This is a genomic window from Rhizobium sp. P44RR-XXIV (assembly GCF_001999485.2).
Lineage (GTDB): Bacteria > Pseudomonadota > Alphaproteobacteria > Rhizobiales > Rhizobiaceae > Rhizobium.
Genome location: NZ_MPVZ02000028.1, coordinates 209,212 through 226,732 on the forward strand (window position 1 = coordinate 209,212; position 17,521 = coordinate 226,732).

The following is a 17,521-nucleotide window of genomic DNA, read 5'->3' on the forward strand; positions in this document are numbered from 1 at the left end:
CTACGAAAGCGGCGACGTTTTCCACATATATTCGATAGTTCCGAAGCCGCCTCCACTCTGGAGTCGGCTTTATTTTTTTACATTGTGCTATCATGGCGCATCTGGTGTCATTTTAGCGTTCATTGTACCTGACGAGTAGAGGTACGGTCGATTCTGCGCTTTTCAGCGTTTGGCTGTTATCTCTCAGCACTCGCTCGACAAATAGTGTAGGAGCGAGGAAAAGGCTTTTTTGCTCCATGGAGGACACAATGAGACAATTGCTGGCAAAGTTGGGGGTCGCCGCTGCCATCGCAGTTACTGCGTTGTCGGGAACGGCGGATTTTGCTTCCGCACAGGGCGTGGATATCTATGTCGGTCCCGGCCGCCATCGGCCGCCGCCGCCGGATTACGACAACCCGCCGCCGCGCTTCGACCGTCGCCGCGGCTGCGACCCGCGTGAGGCCCTGGATGTCGCCCGCAGCTATGGCTTGCGTCGCGCTCGCCGTTGTGGATGTGACGCCGCGCCGCGTGATCGTCGATGGCTTCGGCCGTCGCGGCCCGGATACGATGATGTTTGCAAATGTGCGCGGTTGCCCTTTGCTCGGCCGCTGATAAAAACAACGGGCGCCCGTCGCGCCCGTTATTGCTTGTTTGATCTTTTCGCCTTTTGGCGGGGGCCGCGGAACCGCCCTTTGCTCGATTCGGATGAATCTGAGCGAAGGGCGGTTTTGCTTTTGGTTACGGCTGGATCGCGTAGGTGATGCTGACCGAGGCGTTGTATTCATTCTCGCCAGTTGCGACGGGAACGGCCTTGTCCATCGGCGCTGCGGCAGACATGGCACGCATGTAGGGCTGCGGCGGAGCGGCAATGCCGCCTTCGTGAATAGCGATAACGCGGCCGAGCTTGACGCCGGCGGCATCCGTCAAGGTTTTCGCCTTGGCGGCGGCATCGGCGACTGCTTTCTTGCGGGCGTCTTCGAGCACGGCATCCGGCTTGTCGTTGGTGAACTGGATATCGCCGCCCTGATTGACGCCGAGCTTGATGGCTTGATCGAGCAAGCCGCCGAGCTTCGAGAGGTCGCGCACGCGAACCGTCAGGCCGTTCGAGACCTGATAGCCGTTGAGAACCGGCGGCTGGGTATGGCCATCCTTGTCATTCGGATAGGTATATTGCGGCTGAATGGAGAAGCCCGAGGTCTGCAGGTCGCGCTCGGCGATGCCGCTGTCCTTCAGCGTTGCCAGAACGGCGCCCATGGCCTTGTTGTTCTGATCAAGCGCATCCTGCGCCGTCTTTGCCTGCTGGACGACCGCAAGCGTCACCACGGCCATATCCGGCGCGATGGCGGCATGTCCCTCACCGGTGACCGTGATGACGGCCTCACGCGGCTTGGCGTCCTCGGCAAAGGCTGCGGCTGCAGGCACGAAAAAAGTGGCGCTGACAAGAGCGGCAAGGACAAAATCTCTGGTTTTGGTCAGTGGCATAGTTCGTTCCTTGGTTGATGGTCCCTCAGGATTCGCTTTTGCGGATTGATTGTGAAGGTATTACGGCAGTCCCTTGTCGGAAAAGAGAAATTGGGCTAGAGCCATCTCGGCTTTCGGAGAACCATTGCTCCGGAGTCGCGCGCGGGGATCCTTTCTCGTGCCGGGCCTGTAGCTCAATGGTTAGAGCCGGCGGCTCATAACCGCTTGGTTGGGGGTTCGAGTCCCTCCGGGCCCACCATTTTTTTACTTTCTGTTGCCGTCGGTTCCGGTTTTGCGGAAACTTTAGCTTCCGAAGCCATTTCTGCGAGGTTCGCAGTCGTGGCTCGAGACAGCGATAAGGAATCCCGATGCTAACCACTGAGAGCGGCGCGAATCTTACTCCAGATCGGTCGGCTTGCAATTTTCACGCCGCGGTAGCCGACGCTTTGCTCTTTCGCTGAAAGTGCCAGAAGCTGGATCCGATCGTGGTGGCTGATGGGCTTTCGATCTTCGAGCCGGAGATGCGCGATAAATTCGTGTTCCCTTGTGATTGACACGTAATCCAGTGCAAACCGACTAACCCCGATTGCATGGCATTCCTGTGCAACGAGGGCGAAGCTCGCCGGAGTGAAAACGGACGCGTGGCAATCTTCGTAGCTGTTGCGGTTGCGATCACCGCCGGAGAAGTAGCGTGCATAGGCGCTTTCAATGTTCATGTTCAGGAACGTGAGGTCCTGCGTCTTATGTTTTGACCTGTCCCAGGCAATCTCCGCTCGTCGTGCAACCGCAAGGGTTGCGTAGTCGAACAATGATATCTCGTTGTGTGCCGTTGTTTTGGCTCGGAAAGCCGCAAGCCACTGCGCGGTCGTCGTGACGGGCCGAAAGAGATCGAAGCAATGCCGCTTGTCGGGAAGTGCCAGGGTCACGTAACCACCCGGCTTCAGCAGTCGTGCACAGCTACTGAAAAATGCGAGAGGGTTCGGCATGTGCTCTAGGACATGGCTGAGAACAATGACCTCGAATGTCGCATGATGCTCTTCTGGCACCACGTCCGCTAGATCACCTGAGCTCCATACGAAGTCGACTTCCTCAATACTGCTCGGATCATAGCCAGCATGAGCATACTGACGGAGAAGGCCCTCCCGATCCATATTGTCCACGGTGTAGGCGTTATACCCTTTTCGTTTCGGCGCAATTGGCCGCGCGAGCGGTCCGATTTCAAGAACCTTCGTTGTTTCGTTGATGTGCTGGCGCAGGCGACGACTTCTGTTCTGGCGAGGTTTGACCCAGCTTGGCGTCACGAGCGTCGGCGAGAGATCGTTGGCCGATGTACCGCGAACAGTTCCCCCGAACAGCTCACGGATCGACCCGTAAAGTCGAAATAGCATTATACCCCCGGCATGCTAAACGCTATCCTTGCCCCCAAGGTAGCGGATACAACTTAGCATCCGTAATTTTCAATTCGCAATAGTTAGATTGTACGAAGCACCAGCCGTCATCGATGAGGTCAAAGCTAGATTTAGCTTTCTGGCTCTTGATCTAACCCTGGCTAAATGCCTCGTGATAAGCAACTTGACCAATCGGTGTTGGTCCCTTGAATGTAATGTGCTGGAAATACTCCGATGGCACGTCGGCGTATCGGAGAGCGGGGTCGCTAACGAAGCCGAAGCGGGCGTAGTATCGGGGATCGCCGAGGACGACGCAGCCGTGGGCACCGTCGTCTTCGAGCTTGGCGACCCCGGCCTCGATCAAGGCCTTGCCGATGCCGGTCCCTTGTCGATCAGGTCGCACCGATACCGGCCCGAGACCGAACCATTTCGTTGCTCCTGATTCGATACTGACGGGTGAGAGCGCCACATGGCCAACGATCTCGTCTTGTTCCACGGCGACCAGTGAGAGCGTCAGCGCATGGGCAGCTCGCAAGGCATCGACGATCATTGCTTCCGTGCCGGAGCTGTGTTCGGCACTTGCGAAAGCGGCGGTGGTTATGGCTCGAATGGTCTCGATGTCTTCCGGTCTCTCTGTGCGTACAATAATCACTAATATTGGCCTTGCTGATGGGCGATTTCAGGTTGCATTTTACCTAGCACAATCATGCGGTGAATGCGCTCGCAGTCGTCCGCAACATTTATTGGATCGAAAGGTTTGTAAAACTAGGCGCTGGGTGGGAAATCTTACATAAAATAGCCGTACCACATTCGAGATGCGATCTTTAATGCCTCGCCATGATCTCGCGGCGTATGGGTTTTTGCAGCTATGTAAACCACCTCGTTCGGCTGTCTAATATCTTAAGCAGCCGGCGGCTTGAGGGTACTTCCGACCTGATTAGCCTAAAGATCTCGCAGGGCACCTGAAAGACTATCGTCGAGGGGACATTGCACGGCGTTACAGCTCTGAACAGACTGCGGGGGAGATGCCGATTGGTTCGGCACCTCCCGCCAGTCTTTTTGGAGATCAGCCGTCAAAATGACCGGAATATGCCGATTCCGCGGATGCTACGGAAACGGCGACATTGACCCCTCTGGTCACCGTGGCGCCGGCCGCCCGGAGATTGACGATCGGCTGTAGTGTCGAGTCCGGTGGGTTCGTCAGGGGAGCTGCGGTCCCGGCATCCAGATCGACAACCCAAAGGCCGGTCTCTCCGGCAATTCCTAGAATAACAACGCGTGCCATGTGGTGTTCCTTTTGACTATGATTTGCTGGTTAAAATCCTGCCTTCTTTAGGCCCTCTCTGTACATGTCCTTGTGCCATTGTTCCTTCACCGGCACGATTGCGAGCCATCGATCAACATCGAAGTCAGGATTGGTTTCTCGGGTTCTGCGCACAAAGAAGCGCGCTTTCTCGCTATTGCCGAGCATGGCCCAACTGGCGGCCGATAGCCTGTCGGCCAGGCTGCTGTCGGCCATTTTCCCGATATATTCCACCGTCTCGCTGAATTGCCCGAGTGCATAGCTGGCTCCGGCGGCTGTCCAGAGATACGAATCCGGACTTAAAGGGTTCAACTCGATGGCGTGGGTGATTTTCTCAAGCGCCAGCTGCGGGCGCGAACAATGGGTCAACGTATCGGCGTGGTCGGCGATCACGTCCGCATAGTGTGGACTCAAGGCTTCCGCGAGTTCCAGCGCTTCCACGCTTTCATCGATGGCTCCCTGCAGGACTTTGGCGACGCCAAGTTCGCGATAGCCGTCCGCCAGGTCGTCACGAATCTCGATCGCCTGGGTGGCGTAGGCTTCGGCGGATTTCAGCAGTTCGATATCGCCGCGAGCCGTCAGCAACCATTCCTTGGAATAGGTGCGGGCGATGGAACTCATCGCCGGTGCGAAATCGGCGCTTTCCCGCAAGACCGTCTTCATCTCCTTGCGGGCGCGACGCATGTTCGGCAGCGTCAGGCGATGGAGATATTGTTGCCCGACAAGATATTGATGATAGGCGGCGGGGTTCTGTTCAAAATAGATCCGCGTCGTTTCGTGACGCTCCACTTGCCCTGCAACCTCAAGAACGATGTGCCGCGAGATATCGCGCTTGTTGCGGGCCAGATCCAGCTTGCCGAAATTGAAGCGCTCCGCCCAAACAACCTCGCTGTTCGACATATAGATGAGCTGCGAGAACAGCGAGAGATCGTTGCCAAGCCCGCTCAGCCGAGTGTCGAGAACATAGTTGATATCGTATTGCTGGAAGAGCGCGAGTTGATTTTCGGTCTGGCGGCTTATCTGCATGGCCGAGTAGGGGGCGATGACCCGCAGACTGTTCAATGCGCAAAAGCCGAGGGTTATGTCCTCGATCAGCGACGACGCCACCATCAGCGCAGCCGTATCGGCGCTGTCATTGCCTGGAGGCAGCAAGGCAAGCCGCGGTATGCGCAGGATGGGTTGCGTTGGAAGGTCATGTTCCGAGATGGCCTCGTCGAATGCCGGGGCCGGAATGGATGACCGCGGAGATGCCGGCGATCTAGCCGGCCAGGACGAAACAAGGTCCTTGCGCCGCTCGAACAGGCGTTTCAGCTGCTCGATCCCACCTTCTGCATCAAATACTTTCAGCAATATGCGATGGGTGTTCTCGTCCGCGGGTTCCGCTTCGAAAAGAAGGAGCGCCGCCTCCTTGATGATAGCGATTTCGTCGGCTGTCGCCGGACGTTGTGTGGCTGCCTCAAGTGCTTGCTTTAGCGCAGCGAGATGCCGCTTTTTTTCACCCTCTCGCCAATCGACGAAGGCCCGGCTCTGACAGTTCGCGTTTTCCAGGAACGTCGCTTGCACAGCCTTTGCTAGAAGCGGAAGATGCTGCGATTGGTCCTTCGAGGCATCGGCATATGGGGAGATAAGATCGCTGGTCAGTGAGTTCCGGACGAGATGGATATCCGTATCGTCAAAGGTCATGAAGTCTGCATTGAGTTCCGCCTGCCGCTTCTTGATACGAGAAATGAGCTTGCGCAGGTTCGTCAGCGAGTTGGCGATATCATCCTCGCCCCACAGAAATCGCGCTATGCTTGTTCTGCTTGTATATCCTCTTTCGCCTGTAAGTAGATAAGTAAGTATCAGGAGTGCTTTTTCCGGAAATGCTACCTCGCGTCCGGCGCTATCGAGAAGAGCGATCTCTCCAAATGTTCTGAGTGAAAATTGCATCGCGCCATCTATATTGTTTTACATATGTAACGGCCGCCGCCTTTGAGAAATCTGGTGATTATCGGGTAGATAGACACCGATACGGCGAGTGAAACTCATGCTATATTTTTGCTGCAAGGCGTGATTAATTGCAACTCGACTATTAGCCGATCTGTAGTTTCAAAGACGTTGTTGTGTGAAATTTCGATGTCGACGGTGAAATTCCGATGAAATCCGGAAGGAAAGCTCGACTAACGTACCGCAATGGGTATTCCTAACTCGATATGAAAGTCATTTTCGCAGGCCCGACTCTACACGGGACGAATCAGTTACCCAGCGAAGGTTACGAGCTGCGGCCGCCCGCCAGGCAAGGTGATTTCTTCAGGGCGGTTGAGGATGGCGCGAATGTTATCGGCTTGATTGACGGGATTTATGAGCATGTACCGGCGATCTGGCACAAGGAGATCCTGTTCGCTCTTGCCCAGGGAGTTCAGGTCTTTGGTGGCGCAAGCATGGGCGCCTTGAGGGCGGCCGAATGTGCAGCTTTCGGCATGATCGGCATCGGCAAGATCTACGACGACTACGCCAGTGGAGCTTTGCTGGACGATGCCGATGTCGCCCAGTCTCATGGGCCGGCAGAGCTGGGCTTCCTTTCATTGAGCGAGCCGCTCGTCAATGTCCGCGCAACGATCGCGCAATGCCTGCATCGCGGATGCATTACCGATGCCGAGCATGATCGGCTTCTGGAGGCCGCGAGAGCGACCTTCTTCAAGGATCGGACGTATAAGGTTCTGGTACAGTCCAGCATTCAGGACCCGGATCGCGCGACTTTGGTGCTGACGGCGCTGCGGCAGAATCTCGTCAATCAAAAGCTGCTGGATGCAGAGCGTCTTATCGATGTCGTCGTCTCGGCACCGGATCGGCGTCTCGCGGTCAGGCCCGACTGGATTTTCGAAGCAACGAGCTTCTGGGACAGGATGGTTTCTTCCTCCCGTAAGGCTAAGGCTTAGACCGAAGAAGGCTCTTAACCCCCTCCGAAATAGCGATTTTTCGCTTTCTCCAGAGTTTGGCAAGCACGAAATCCGAGGGCCTATACCTTGGTATAATCGCACGGCACCATCGCTTGATTGACCCTACCCAGCGGTTATGACAAGACGACCCTGCCTGCGCAACATGATGCAAGGGCAGATGCAACAACAGATAAAAGAAGCAAATGGACAGCTACCCTAGTCGCTGTCCGGTTGCGGCTTCGCGCCGTATCCGGATGGTCATCGCAACAACCTGGACCGCTATCGGCATTCGCCGGGCGAGCGACGGTCGGGCCTAGCCTGTCCGGCTCGACCTCCGGATCTGCTCGTAAGCGGACCGAGGAGTGAGCCATGAACAATATTGTTCTTTTCCGCGAACGCACGTTCGCAACCAAGTTTTCCGCTCCGCACATGCTGCGAGCTACGACGGCTTCGTCGTCGCTCGGCCGGATCGTGCTTTTTCAACGCCCGCGCCTGATGGCCGTTTGGCACACCAATCCGCATACGGGGAAATTGGAGTGCTTCTGGACGACCGGAAATGTTGCTGTCTCCGATGAGGACGACAGTCGGCGAGCGGCCTAGCCCTTTCTTTCACACAGGCTCGCCCTTGACGCTGCAACTGCTGCGTCATGCGGGCGCGCTCTATTGATAACATCCTGTTTTTAAGGGGTTATACATGGTTTTCCTTGCCAATGATCGACGCGAGCGCAGCGCCGTTGCCGCGTTGGCCGGTGCACGCATCCTGCCAAACGGCTACGATCTTGCCGCCTTCGCCTTCATCGCTGCCGCAGGCTATCTTACGCTTCATGGAGTGGGCGAGATGCGGGCGCCGCTGGAGGGCCTCTCGACGACTCCGCTCTCGCTCGATCCCGCCTATCTGCCTGAATATGCGCTGCGCACGACCTTGCGGATGATGGCTGCAATCGTTGCGTCGCTCATCTTCACCTTTGTGGTTGCAACGCTTGCTGCAAAGAGCCGGCGTGCCGAGAAGATCATCATTCCGGCTCTCGACATCTTGCAATCGGTGCCGGTACTGGGCTTTCTGACATTCACCGTGACGTTCTTCATGGGGCTGTTTCCTGGAAGCCAGCTCGGTGCGGAATGTGCTTCGATCTTTGCGATCTTCACCAGCCAGGCCTGGAATATGGCCTTCTCCTTCTATCAATCGTTGCGGACCGTGCCGCGCGATCTCGATGAAGTCAGCCGCAGCTTCGGTTTATCCTCCTGGCAGCGCTTTTGGCGTCTGGAGGCCCCGTTTGCAGCACCTGGTCTGGTGTGGAATACGATGATGTCCATGTCCGGCGGCTGGTTCTTCGTGGTCGCCTCGGAGGCAATCACGGTTGGCAATACCACCGTGCAGCTTCCCGGACTTGGCTCGTGGCTGGCGCTTGCCATCGACAAGCAGGATTTTGTCGCCGTCGGCTGGGCGGTCCTGGTCATGGGCATCGTCATCCTTCTCTATGACCAGCTGCTCTTCCGGCCAATCGTCGCCTGGGCAGACAAATTTCGCTTCGAGCAGACGGCCGGCCAGCAAAAGCCGCGTTCGTGGGTCTATTCGCTGATCCGCCGCACGCGTCTTCTGAAAAATGTGACGGCACCATTTGCCGCCGTGTGGGGCAGGTTGTTCCTTCTGCGGCTGCTGCCTGCATCGAGAGCGGTTGCGAAGGGGCGGGACGAGCGGCGTGTTGTTAGCCGGGTCATCGACTATGCCTGGTTCGCTCTGATTGCCGCCATCGGCGCCTGGAGCATCTGGGATATCGTCTCTTATCTCAGTCAGACGCTGTCATGGGGGGATGTTTCGATCGCGTTTGCCGGTGGCTTCGTTACTCTCCTCCGCGTGGTCGTTCTGATCGCAGTCGCAAGCGTGATCTGGGTCCCGCTCGGCGTCTGGATCGGTCTGCGCCCGGCGGTTGCGGAGCGCGTCCAACCGATCGCTCAGTTTCTGGCAGCATTTCCGGCGAACGTGCTCTTCCCCGTGGCGGTGATTGCAATCGTCGCGACGGGCGCCAACCCTGATATCTGGCTGTCACCGCTGATGGTGCTGGGCACGCAGTGGTACATCCTCTTCAACGTGATTGCCGGGGCAAGCGCATTCCCAACCGATCTGCGGGAGGCATCCTCCGTCTACAGGCTGCGTTCATGGACCTGGTGGCGGCGGGCGATACTGCCTGGGATATTCCCCTATTACGTCACAGGGGCGCTGACGGCTTCCGGCGGCTCCTGGAATGCGAGCATCGTTGCGGAACTGGCAAGCTGGGGAAACACGAAGCTCGAAGCCTTCGGGCTTGGCTCCTACATCGCGAAGGCGACCGAAGCGGGCGATTTTCCGCGGGTCATCCTCGGCATCGTCGTCATGTCCGTTTTCGTCACCCTTTTCAACAGAACGCTCTGGCGGCCGCTCTACGTCTTCGCTGAACGCCGTTTGCGCCTCGATTAATCACACATCGGAGAAATGAACATGGAAAACGCTGTCATCTCCAAGAAGCTCGACATTGTAAAAGGTTCGCCGCTAGTTCTGGCAAAGCAGGTTTGCCAGACATATGACAAGGGAACCTCCGGTTCGCTCGTCGTGCTTGAGAATGTCGATCTTCAGCTCTATCCGAATGAAATCGTCGGGCTGCTCGGCCGTTCCGGCTCCGGCAAATCGACGCTGCTGCGCGCCATTGCCGGCCTCATCCGTCCAAGCAAGGGTGAGATCACCTTTGACGGACGGCCGGTGGTCGGCCCCAACTCCGATGTTGCCGTAGTCTTCCAGAGCTTCGCCCTGTTTCCCTGGTTGACGGTGCTGCAGAACGTCGAGCTCGGGCTCGAGGCTCAGGGCGTCGCTTCGACGGAGCGCCGCAAGCGTGCGCTGGCCGCCATCGACCTGATCGGCCTTGATGGGTTCGAAAGCGCCTATCCCAAGGAGCTGTCGGGCGGCATGCGCCAACGCGTCGGTCTTGCCCGTGCGCTCGTGGTTCGGCCCAAAGTCCTGTTGATGGATGAGCCTTTCTCCGCGCTCGACGTATTGACCGCGGAAACGCTTCGTACCGACCTTCTCGATCTGTGGTGCGAAGGCCGCATGCCGATCGATTCGGTGCTGATGGTGACGCACAACATCGAGGAAGCCGTGTTGATGTGCGACCGCATCCTGATCTTCGGATCGAACCCCGGTCGCGTCATTGCGGAAATCAAGGTGGATCTGCCGCAGCCGCGCAACCGCCTCGATCCGGCGTTTCGCATGCTGGTCGAGGATATCTATGCCCGGATGACGGCAAGAACCGGCGCTCCGACGCGTGAAGGGCTGTTCCCGGGTACGGGTATCGCCATGGCGCTGCCACGCGTATCGACCAACCTGATGTCCGGTCTGATCGAAACGGTGGCAGCCGAGCCCTATCGCGGGCAGGCAGATTTGCCGCCGCTGGCGACGCATCTGCATCTCGGCATCGATGACCTCTTTCCGGTGGCAGAAACACTCCAGCTTCTGCGTTTCGCCGATCTGGAAGGCGGCGACATCAAGTTGACGGCTCCTGGGCTGCGTTTCTCCGACAGCGATGTCGATGAGCGCAAGCGGCTCTTCGAGCAGCATCTGGCAACCTATGTGCCACTTGCTGCCCATATCCGCCGCGTCCTCGACGAACGGCCGACGCATCGTGCTCCTGCGCGGCGTTTTCGTGATGAGCTCGAGGATTACATGTCCGAAGACTATGCCGACACGACCATCAAGGCCGTCACCAACTGGGCCCGTTACGCGGAATATTTCGCCTATGACGAAAATGCGGATCTGTTCACGCTGGAGAACCCAAGTTGAAACAGGCAGCCGGATCAGACGGATCAAGGTTGCCGCCGGATAAGGCGGCGACCGACCCAATTACACTTTTGAATTTGACAAGCAGCCAAGTCAGGGCCTAGCGCACGGGATTCCGTCGCGCAGCCTGGATGGCTGCGGGACGGATCGTCATGCCCAGAGACAACGAAGAACTTGGCCGTTTTCTGGAAACCCTCAGCAGGAACAGCCGAAACAAGCCCTGCAATGGAAAGCGCCTACAATCCCGCAAGAGAAACAGGCTAAGCGCGAGCCTGACTCGCCTGAGAGACTATGTCGGATTGGCGGCGATGCTGGCGCTTCTATGGGGTGCGCATTGCCTCACACGATGGGCGACACGGCTCTTTCTCCGCGGCATCTTGCCTGCAAATCAGACGCGCGTGCTGCTTCGTTGGGCGGCACGTCTGAACAGGACAAGCCTTGCCATTCTTCGTCGCCGCCAGCGCCGCCGTCTCTTCACTCGCTATGCCGGAAACGACAATCATGACCATCGCGCTTGACTAATCGATTGCAACTTGGCCGTGGTTTGCACGTTTGCGGGTGGGCCGACGTCATCTGGAGGCGTCACGAGCATCCGGCAATCATGCAGACGATCGGCTCGCTCAACCTCGTTATGCCGCCAATAGCCGGGTGTTGGCCAGCGGAAGCCATCATCAAGCGAAATCAGTGCTATACAAGGATTATGGTAGCGACAGTCGCCGTTGTTTTTGGGCTTTGGATCAGGCAGGTTGCCACTCGGATATGCAAGGCGTCGAGAACGCTGACACGGGGACGAAAGGGATGAGGCGCGAGTTTCTGAAGTATCTTTTCGAGATGCCTCTATTCTGGCTTGGTATCGCCGTTCTTGCCGGCCTTATCTTCATTGGCGACACGATCACGGATTTGGAGATCGCGTTCGCCGTCCTCTATGTTTCGGTCATCCTGCTGTCGGTACATTCCGGACGAACCGGTGCGATCGCCGTCGTCGGCGTTGTCTGCGCCGTCCTGACGATATTGAGCTATTTCCTCACGCGGCATGGCGCCTCGCAGGCGGGGTTGATCAATAGTATATTGAGTCTGATTGCCATCGGCGCGACCACCTACCTGGCGATCAGAATCGAGAGGCTTGACGCAAGGGCGAGGCAGGCGCAGTCCGAGCTTGCGCGTATGTCGCGCCTTACGATCGTTGGCGAACTTGGTACATCGATCGCGCATGAGGTCAGCCAACCCATCACGGCGATAGCCGCAAACGGCAACGCCGCTCTTCGATGGCTTTCGGCAACACCTGCAGATCAGAATGAGGCGCGGCGTGCCATCGAGCGGATCGTCATGGATGCCGACAGGGCAGGTGATGTTATCGGCCGCGTTCGTAGGCTCGTTGCGCAATCGTCTCCTTCACGCGATATGTTTGATCTGACGGATGCCATTACCGACGTGCTTGAACTCGTTCGTAGTGAAATCCGCAAGGGGCAGATACTTCTTCGCACCGAGCTGGCGAGCGACTTGCCTCCCGTGACTGGTGATCGCGTACAGTTGCAACAGGTGATGCTCAATTTCATCATGAACGCGATTGAAGCTCTCACAGATGTCGTGCTGGAAGAGCGCGAATTGCTGGTCAGCGTTGCTGCCGCTGAAAGCAAGATCACAGTCAGCGTGCGCGACACGGGCGTCGGCGTTCCGTCGGCGAAGCTTGATAGAATATTCGAGGCTTTCTACACGACGAAACCGAACGGTATGGGAATGGGGCTTGCCATCAGCCGATCGATCATCGAAGCGCATGGCGGCGCCGTCTATGCCGCGCCCAATTTTCCGTATGGGACTGTATTCGGCTTCACCCTGCCGCTGGGTGGGAAGACAAAGGGGTAGGGCATATGCAGGAGCAACAACCGACTGTCTATGTGATCGACGACGACCCATCCGTGCGTGACGGGCTGGACAGCCTTTTGCGCTCTGTCGGCTACGACACGCGATGCTTCGCCTCACCTCGCGATTTCCTTTCGCACCCCCGATCGGAAGGGCCGGCCTGTATCGTTCTCGACGTCAGGATGCCGGATGCGAGTGGTCTCGATTTTCAGGACGAGCTCACAAGGATAGGTTATTCGATACCGATTATCTTTCTAACCGGTCACGGCGATGTGCCAATGTCGGTGCGCGCCATGAAGGCCGGTGCGGTGGAATTCCTTCTGAAGCCGTTTCGGGAACAGGATCTTCTCGACGCAATCCGGCAAGCCCTCGATGTTGATCGGGCTCGACTGAAAAAGGAAGTCGCCTCGGCCGATCTTCACGAGCGTTTCGCATCGTTGACACCGCGGGAGCGTGAGGTCATGGCGCTTGTTGCGAGAGGGTTATTGAACAAGCAGATTGCCGGGGAAATCGGCCTGAGTGAGATCACCGTAAAGGTCCATCGCGGTCAGGCCATGCGAAAGATGCGAGCCGATTCCGTTGCCGATCTCATCAGGATGGCCGATGGCCTCGGATTGACCGAAACGGCTATTGGCGGCAAGGGCGGCGGCCCCGCATCCGCCTCGCGGTAGGCCTTCATGTTTTACCAACACCGATCTCGGTGCCCCAGCGAAGCCGCTTCAGTATTTGAACTAGCCTGAATTAGGGGCGGGGCGTGGTGAGCGTGCCTTGATGAAATATCATTTGCCATCGGCCATCGATGCGCTGCCAGATCGAGCTGCGCAGGGCATGCCGCGAAGGACTATCACCCATTGCCGCTGCAATGCTCCGATACGTCACGAGAACGGCATCCGGTGAAATCGATCGGAAGGCATAGTCACACGCAATTACCGGCTGCGAGGCTGGTTCGACCCTTTCTGCTGCCAGACCGGCGATGAGTTCATCTCTGTCGTCATAGATCGTGCCTGAACTGCCGAATTCGACAAAGCCTTCCGCAAGAAGCTCTGCAACTGCCTTCGGTGATTGCCGGATTTCCGGACGATGCAACATTTCCTCCAGCCGGCGAATTTCCTCTAGCTCCTCCTGTGCAATTTTCATCGCGCTTGCGGTCTCCGTTTCATCTTGCTTCCAAGCTCAGTGTAGGCCCGTTTAAGGGGGGAGGATATTATGCAAAGACGGCCACTCCCTGCTCTTGCCTGACTTTGTATGCCTGATCGCAATCGGCTTCCCGGAATTGCTCCAATTCCCCGGCGAAGAGTTCGGCGGCATGACGACCTGGAGGCGTCTTCTCGTCCTCTATGACCGCCGCTATGCGCCGAAACAGTTCGGCCTCGAAATTACTTGCAATGTTTGGCGTGTTTGGTCTGGCCAGTCGTGCTCCACCATCCAGACGAATTGCCGAAACGTAGAACTCGTCCTCGTAGTCGGCTCCCGCAGATGTCAACTCGGCGTGTCCATACAGCAGCAACCCGGTTTCCCAGCGGTCACAGAGGCGAATTTGCAGCTCGTCGAATGAATATTCGCAGGAGAAGGCGGCATTGTGCATGATTATCTTCCCGCCTGTGTAGCCGACGGGGACGATAGATTAAGCCTGGTGTTGCGTTTGCCTGCTTTTGACGTGTTCGCCGGTTCCATCGGAGCGGTGTCGGTTCTCAGGGGCATCGCCTGTATTCTCCTTTCACTATCGATCGCCGTTGCCTGTCCGGTTTCGCTGACTTCGTGCAAGGCTGTTAGGCTTGCTCGGGCTCATTCCTTCCAGTGCCAATCGGCTCTATTGGGAAACTGTCAGAAAACACGATTGATGTCAACATATTTTATGTTTATTAAAGTCGAAGAAGACACCAAAGATGTTATGCGTCCATGTGAGATGATATTTCAGGTGCCAATTAAAATTGGCGCGATGCTTCAACTTGAGCGAAGGCCGGTCTTCTTACTTGCGGGCAATGTGCCCGCAAATGCGGCCGATGATCGTCAGCCGTTCCAACTCGACCGTGAATGTTTCCAACGCCGGATTGTCCGAGATGATCTTCACCTGCCCAGGCTGCGTGAAAGGCACACGCTGCAGGCGCTTGATCTGTGGTTCGGAGTAGCCATCGCTGATGGCATAGACAGTGTCGGTCGTCATCTGGTTTTGCGAGAGATCAACGATAACGCGATCGCCAGGCATGTAGGTGGGCTGCATAGAGTCGCCGATCACCTCCATGATGATGGTATGGTTCGGCGAGGCCTTCGCCTCGTTGCGTAGATATCCGGTGGGAATGAGCCATTCCGCGACGATTTTATGCCCTGCTACGTTCCCGGAACCAACGGGCAGATTGATGACTTCGCCGACAACGCCGCTGCCGGCGCCAAGCTTGACATCGACCTCCGGCGTTGCCCCGGCGATCTGCGGCTGCCAATGTTCGCGGCTGTAGCTGAGCTCTTCACCGTCTTCGGCAAATCCGTCGTTATCCTGCTCGTCCGGATCGAAAGAGGTCACCATATTCGGCACCGCGCGGGCCAGCTTGTGCGATCCTTCGCCCGTCAAGAGGTAGCCCGCAGTCGTGCCGAACTTCTTGGCGTAGCGACTGGCAATCTCGGCGCTGAAGTCGTTCTGGCCGTTTTCGTGGGCGCGATAGGTGGAGAGGCTCACCCCGAGCGCTTCTGCCGCCTTCGTTGCCGATGAATAATTTGCGGCTTCGCGTGCCGCCCTCAGTCGTTCGCCCATGGATTTTTGCATTTTCCGACCCTTGCAAAATTAACAACATAAATCATGTTGACATGTGTATCTTTATCAACATAATTAGTGTTTATCAAGATGCCGGTGGCTCATTTTGCTGCAGGCTGGGGGCTAGGTCTCTTTGGCGCGGCTAAAAGGTGAATTTGGGAGGTGACGGCATGATCGCGAGCAGGAGAAATAGAAAGTCGACAGATTATTTCGATAGCTTCTGGGGCTGCCCGACCTGCCATCGCAGCTTGTCTATCGCGGAAGTCATCGAGCTTCATTGTGAATACTGCAACGCGGCCGTGGAACCGACTGAGATGGCAGATACTCAGCCTACGGCAGAGGCGTCTAGTTTCGAGAGGCTGCCATGAGCGAGATGTTCCAGGGATTCCTGGCATGCGTCGGTGCGGCACTCTTTTTTGCCAGCATGCTGGCTGCCGTGAGGTCGATCGTCCGGAGACCGGCGTTCCCATACGCTGAGGAGGAGGGCGGTGCTCCCGAGGGAGATCAGGCTCATTTCCGTGTAGCTGAGGACCACGCCATCCGTGCCGGCGAGCCGACATGCTCGACGAAACGGCGCTGACGACACGTCGCGCACTTTCATTAAACCCATCAGAGACTGAACAAACAGATCTGGTCTTGCCGGCCAGAGGAGGTTGCTATGAATGAATTTCAAATCGGAACTGAGGCTGTTGCCAGCGGTCATCTCGGCTGGATCCGCAAGGTTCACCGTGCGACCAACGAGATCCTCAGGGATAGCCGCGGCGAACCGATCGTCTTTGCGACGCCAGACGCGGCCAAGGCTGCCGCTGGCGAGGCGATGGTCGCCTATCTCAACACGCCCATGCTGCGTGATGGCGCCAGAGTGGAGGCGATTTCCAAGGCGGAAGCTTTCTTTAAGCCCAGATCTGCCGGTGCCGCCGTCCCGGCCGGTACCGGCGCATGATCGATGCTCATGTGAAGCAAGTGCATGCTTTTACTGAAGGAGTTGAGAGATCCATGACCAAAGGCAAGCTTGATCTTCTTCTGGACGGCCTCGGCATAAAGCTCGTTCCCGTCCATCGCCGCCGTGCTCCGGCCCAGAGCCATGCGCGCGGCACGATGCAGGAAATCCGCGGGCGCTATGGCGATGGCCATCTGGTTTTCGTTTTGCGCTGCATCCGTCAGACCGGCAACAATCGCGACGAGCTGTGGTCGGATACGATCGGAGCGGTCTCCGACGTTCTCGCGCAACGCCAGGATTGGGCGCTCCAGCGAGCCGGCGATCAGCTCGGCGCCTTCGACGACATTGCACTTGCTTCGTTGCGTTCGGAGGCGGTCGCGAGGCGACCTTGGCCGGTGCGGGCGACGCTGCGGACCTTGATCTATTGGGAATTGGAGAGACGACTTGATGCACCGACCCGCCTCGCAGTTTGACGATCTTTCCCACCGTGAGGCGGAGATTGCCGATCTGAGCCTGCTCGTTCGCGCCCGCTTCATCGAGGCGGCTGACACGATGGTTCACCTCGATGTCCGTGGTGTTCGCCCGGACAGAATGCGGACGCTCTGGCCGGAGGTTCTGCCGGAAGCTTTGGACCATTCCGAGGTTCGTGTCCGCTATCGCCCGAGTGCTGCCGCCATCAGCCGCGCGGAAGAGGTTTTACAAGAATGGCTGCGGACCCGCGTCAGGGATGAGGAACGCCGCATCCTGCTTTCGCGCTGGTCCGTTTGCCTTGCTGCACCTTATATCGCGGGATCTTTCCGGGATTTCTGTACTCGAACGGGTCGTGTGCGACGTACGGCGGAGCGGCATATTCAAAGCGAATTCCGCAATGTCGCGGGCGTACTTCTTGCGACTTCGCCGCTATTGCAGGAGCCGGACTGGGCACGCATATCGCCGATGATGCCGCATTCTCCTGGTGGTTCGGAGCGAAGGAAGCCGCCGGTGACCAAACATGAAACACACTGGTTGCCGGATGATGCCCGGCCGGTGTTCGATGCGGCAAGTCCCGAACTTGCCGAACTTGCAAAGCGGCTGGAGCGTGGAAACCGCCGGCGCGCCAAGATGAAGGCCTAGATCGCGGC

At 57.6% G+C, this 17,521-nt stretch carries 19 protein-coding genes, 1 tRNA gene and 1 pseudogene; 13 read left to right on the top strand and 8 right to left on the bottom strand.

From position 1 onward, the window contains the following. The first annotated feature begins 248 nt into the window (after positions 1-248). Positions 249-591 (top strand): annotated as a pseudogene (locus BSK43_RS18100) (hypothetical protein). Positions 592-717: 126 nt separating this feature from the next. Here BSK43_RS18100 and BSK43_RS18105 read toward each other — a convergent pair. After that, positions 718-1,461 (bottom strand): SIMPL domain-containing protein, encoded by a 744-nt coding sequence (locus tag BSK43_RS18105; RefSeq protein ID WP_068388102.1) that lies wholly within the window; start codon positions 1,459-1,461, stop codon positions 718-720. Between the two features lie 162 nt (positions 1,462-1,623). Between BSK43_RS18105 and BSK43_RS18110 the strand changes: the two genes are divergently transcribed. Beyond that, positions 1,624-1,699: transfer RNA gene (locus BSK43_RS18110), tRNA-Ile, on the top strand. A 112-nt stretch (positions 1,700-1,811) separates the two neighbouring features. Here BSK43_RS18110 and BSK43_RS18115 read toward each other — a convergent pair. The 4 genes from BSK43_RS18115 to BSK43_RS18130 all read right to left on the bottom strand — a co-directional run bounded on the left by BSK43_RS18115 (position 1,812) and on the right by BSK43_RS18130 (position 6,060). Next, complete coding sequence (locus tag BSK43_RS18115) at positions 1,812-2,828, bottom strand: methyltransferase domain-containing protein (RefSeq protein ID WP_077469242.1); 1,017 nt, start codon at positions 2,826-2,828, stop codon at positions 1,812-1,814. 151 nt (positions 2,829-2,979) lie between these two features. Continuing rightward, positions 2,980-3,477: an N-acetyltransferase gene (locus BSK43_RS18120; RefSeq protein ID WP_077469383.1), complete on the bottom strand. Its 498-nt coding sequence runs from the start codon at positions 3,475-3,477 to the stop codon at positions 2,980-2,982. Positions 3,478-3,894: 417 nt separating this feature from the next. Continuing rightward, positions 3,895-4,113 (bottom strand): hypothetical protein, encoded by a 219-nt coding sequence (locus BSK43_RS18125; protein ID WP_077469240.1) that lies wholly within the window; start codon positions 4,111-4,113, stop codon positions 3,895-3,897. Between the two features lie 30 nt (positions 4,114-4,143). After that, on the bottom strand, positions 4,144-6,060 hold the full coding sequence (locus BSK43_RS18130) for a hypothetical protein (protein ID WP_077469238.1): 1,917 nt from the start codon (positions 6,058-6,060) through the stop codon (positions 4,144-4,146). A gap of 395 nt (positions 6,061-6,455) precedes the next feature. Here BSK43_RS18130 and BSK43_RS18135 point away from each other — a divergent pair, with 395 nt between their 5' ends. The 7 genes from BSK43_RS18135 (at position 6,456) to BSK43_RS18165 (ending at position 13,385) form a co-directional block, all read left to right on the top strand. Further along, entirely contained in the window at positions 6,456-7,049 is a 594-nt protein-coding gene (locus BSK43_RS18135) for a TfuA domain-containing protein (protein ID WP_246662629.1), read from the top strand. A 369-nt stretch (positions 7,050-7,418) separates the two neighbouring features. After that, positions 7,419-7,649, top strand: coding sequence for a hypothetical protein (locus BSK43_RS18140; protein WP_077469234.1), 231 nt, complete (start codon positions 7,419-7,421; stop codon positions 7,647-7,649). A gap of 94 nt (positions 7,650-7,743) precedes the next feature. Further along, positions 7,744-9,504: an ABC transporter permease subunit gene (locus BSK43_RS18145; protein ID WP_077469232.1), complete on the top strand. Its 1,761-nt coding sequence runs from the start codon at positions 7,744-7,746 to the stop codon at positions 9,502-9,504. A gap of 21 nt (positions 9,505-9,525) precedes the next feature. Then, complete coding sequence (locus BSK43_RS18150; protein ID WP_077469230.1) at positions 9,526-10,857, top strand: nitrate/sulfonate/bicarbonate ABC transporter ATP-binding protein; 1,332 nt, start codon at positions 9,526-9,528, stop codon at positions 10,855-10,857. Between the two features lie 149 nt (positions 10,858-11,006). Further along, on the top strand, positions 11,007-11,372 hold the full coding sequence (locus BSK43_RS18155) for a hypothetical protein (protein ID WP_136687088.1): 366 nt from the start codon (positions 11,007-11,009) through the stop codon (positions 11,370-11,372). 280 nt (positions 11,373-11,652) lie between these two features. Further along, a complete protein-coding gene (locus tag BSK43_RS18160; RefSeq protein ID WP_077469227.1) occupies positions 11,653-12,717 on the top strand; it encodes an ATP-binding protein in 1,065 nt (354 codons plus the stop codon). A gap of 5 nt (positions 12,718-12,722) precedes the next feature. Then, entirely contained in the window at positions 12,723-13,385 is a 663-nt protein-coding gene (locus BSK43_RS18165) for a response regulator transcription factor (protein WP_077469225.1), read from the top strand. Positions 13,386-13,455: 70 nt separating this feature from the next. On the opposite strand, the gene BSK43_RS18170 is transcribed toward BSK43_RS18165, so the two are convergent. The 3 genes from BSK43_RS18170 to BSK43_RS18180 all read right to left on the bottom strand — a co-directional run bounded on the left by BSK43_RS18170 (position 13,456) and on the right by BSK43_RS18180 (position 15,472). Continuing rightward, positions 13,456-13,851 carry a DUF4440 domain-containing protein gene (locus BSK43_RS18170; protein ID WP_077469223.1) on the bottom strand — a complete coding sequence of 132 codons (396 nt, stop codon included), beginning with the start codon at positions 13,849-13,851 and terminating at the stop codon, positions 13,456-13,458. 67 nt (positions 13,852-13,918) lie between these two features. Next, positions 13,919-14,299: a hypothetical protein gene (locus tag BSK43_RS18175; RefSeq protein ID WP_246662630.1), complete on the bottom strand. Its 381-nt coding sequence runs from the start codon at positions 14,297-14,299 to the stop codon at positions 13,919-13,921. A gap of 384 nt (positions 14,300-14,683) precedes the next feature. Then, complete coding sequence (locus BSK43_RS18180) at positions 14,684-15,472, bottom strand: LexA family transcriptional regulator (protein ID WP_068398134.1); 789 nt, start codon at positions 15,470-15,472, stop codon at positions 14,684-14,686. A gap of 352 nt (positions 15,473-15,824) precedes the next feature. Between BSK43_RS18180 and BSK43_RS18190 the strand changes: the two genes are divergently transcribed. From BSK43_RS18190 to BSK43_RS18205, 4 genes are all read left to right on the top strand, one after another. After that, a complete protein-coding gene (locus BSK43_RS18190) occupies positions 15,825-16,040 on the top strand; it encodes a hypothetical protein (RefSeq protein ID WP_077469219.1) in 216 nt (71 codons plus the stop codon). Between the two features lie 78 nt (positions 16,041-16,118). Continuing rightward, the gene (locus BSK43_RS18195) at positions 16,119-16,403 is read left to right on the top strand and encodes a hypothetical protein (protein WP_077469217.1); all 285 of its coding nucleotides are present in this window, start codon (positions 16,119-16,121) and stop codon (positions 16,401-16,403) included. Between the two features lie 53 nt (positions 16,404-16,456). Beyond that, a complete protein-coding gene (locus tag BSK43_RS18200) occupies positions 16,457-16,873 on the top strand; it encodes a hypothetical protein (protein WP_136687092.1) in 417 nt (138 codons plus the stop codon). Further along, positions 16,848-17,513 (top strand): DUF6362 family protein, encoded by a 666-nt coding sequence (locus BSK43_RS18205; protein WP_077469213.1) that lies wholly within the window; start codon positions 16,848-16,850, stop codon positions 17,511-17,513. The genes BSK43_RS18200 and BSK43_RS18205 overlap by 26 nt, the downstream gene beginning before the upstream one ends. Positions 17,514-17,521: the final 8 nt, after the last annotated feature.

Excerpts from the sequence above, each read along its gene's own strand:
- BSK43_RS18105 (WP_068388102.1), bottom strand. The coding sequence starts at position 1,461 with ATGCCACTGACCAAAACCAGAGATTTTGTCCTTGCCGCTCTTGTCAGC.
- BSK43_RS18115 (WP_077469242.1), bottom strand. The coding sequence starts at position 2,828 with ATGCTATTTCGACTTTACGGGTCGATCCGTGAGCTGTTCGGGGGAACT.
- BSK43_RS18125 (WP_077469240.1), bottom strand. The coding sequence starts at position 4,113 with ATGGCACGCGTTGTTATTCTAGGAATTGCCGGAGAGACCGGCCTTTGG.
- BSK43_RS18130 (WP_077469238.1), bottom strand. The coding sequence starts at position 6,060 with ATGCAATTTTCACTCAGAACATTTGGAGAGATCGCTCTTCTCGATAGC.
- BSK43_RS18140 (WP_077469234.1), top strand. The coding sequence starts at position 7,419 with ATGAACAATATTGTTCTTTTCCGCGAACGCACGTTCGCAACCAAGTTT.
- BSK43_RS18145 (WP_077469232.1), top strand. The coding sequence starts at position 7,744 with ATGGTTTTCCTTGCCAATGATCGACGCGAGCGCAGCGCCGTTGCCGCG.
- BSK43_RS18150 (WP_077469230.1), top strand. The coding sequence starts at position 9,526 with ATGGAAAACGCTGTCATCTCCAAGAAGCTCGACATTGTAAAAGGTTCG.
- BSK43_RS18155 (WP_136687088.1), top strand. The coding sequence starts at position 11,007 with ATGCCCAGAGACAACGAAGAACTTGGCCGTTTTCTGGAAACCCTCAGC.
- BSK43_RS18160 (WP_077469227.1), top strand. The coding sequence starts at position 11,653 with ATGAGGCGCGAGTTTCTGAAGTATCTTTTCGAGATGCCTCTATTCTGG.
- BSK43_RS18165 (WP_077469225.1), top strand. The coding sequence starts at position 12,723 with ATGCAGGAGCAACAACCGACTGTCTATGTGATCGACGACGACCCATCC.
- BSK43_RS18170 (WP_077469223.1), bottom strand. The coding sequence starts at position 13,851 with ATGAAAATTGCACAGGAGGAGCTAGAGGAAATTCGCCGGCTGGAGGAA.
- BSK43_RS18175 (WP_246662630.1), bottom strand. The coding sequence starts at position 14,299 with ATGCACAATGCCGCCTTCTCCTGCGAATATTCATTCGACGAGCTGCAA.
- BSK43_RS18180 (WP_068398134.1), bottom strand. The coding sequence starts at position 15,472 with ATGCAAAAATCCATGGGCGAACGACTGAGGGCGGCACGCGAAGCCGCA.
- BSK43_RS18190 (WP_077469219.1), top strand. The coding sequence starts at position 15,825 with ATGAGCGAGATGTTCCAGGGATTCCTGGCATGCGTCGGTGCGGCACTC.
- BSK43_RS18195 (WP_077469217.1), top strand. The coding sequence starts at position 16,119 with ATGAATGAATTTCAAATCGGAACTGAGGCTGTTGCCAGCGGTCATCTC.
- BSK43_RS18200 (WP_136687092.1), top strand. The coding sequence starts at position 16,457 with ATGACCAAAGGCAAGCTTGATCTTCTTCTGGACGGCCTCGGCATAAAG.
- BSK43_RS18205 (WP_077469213.1), top strand. The coding sequence starts at position 16,848 with ATGCACCGACCCGCCTCGCAGTTTGACGATCTTTCCCACCGTGAGGCG.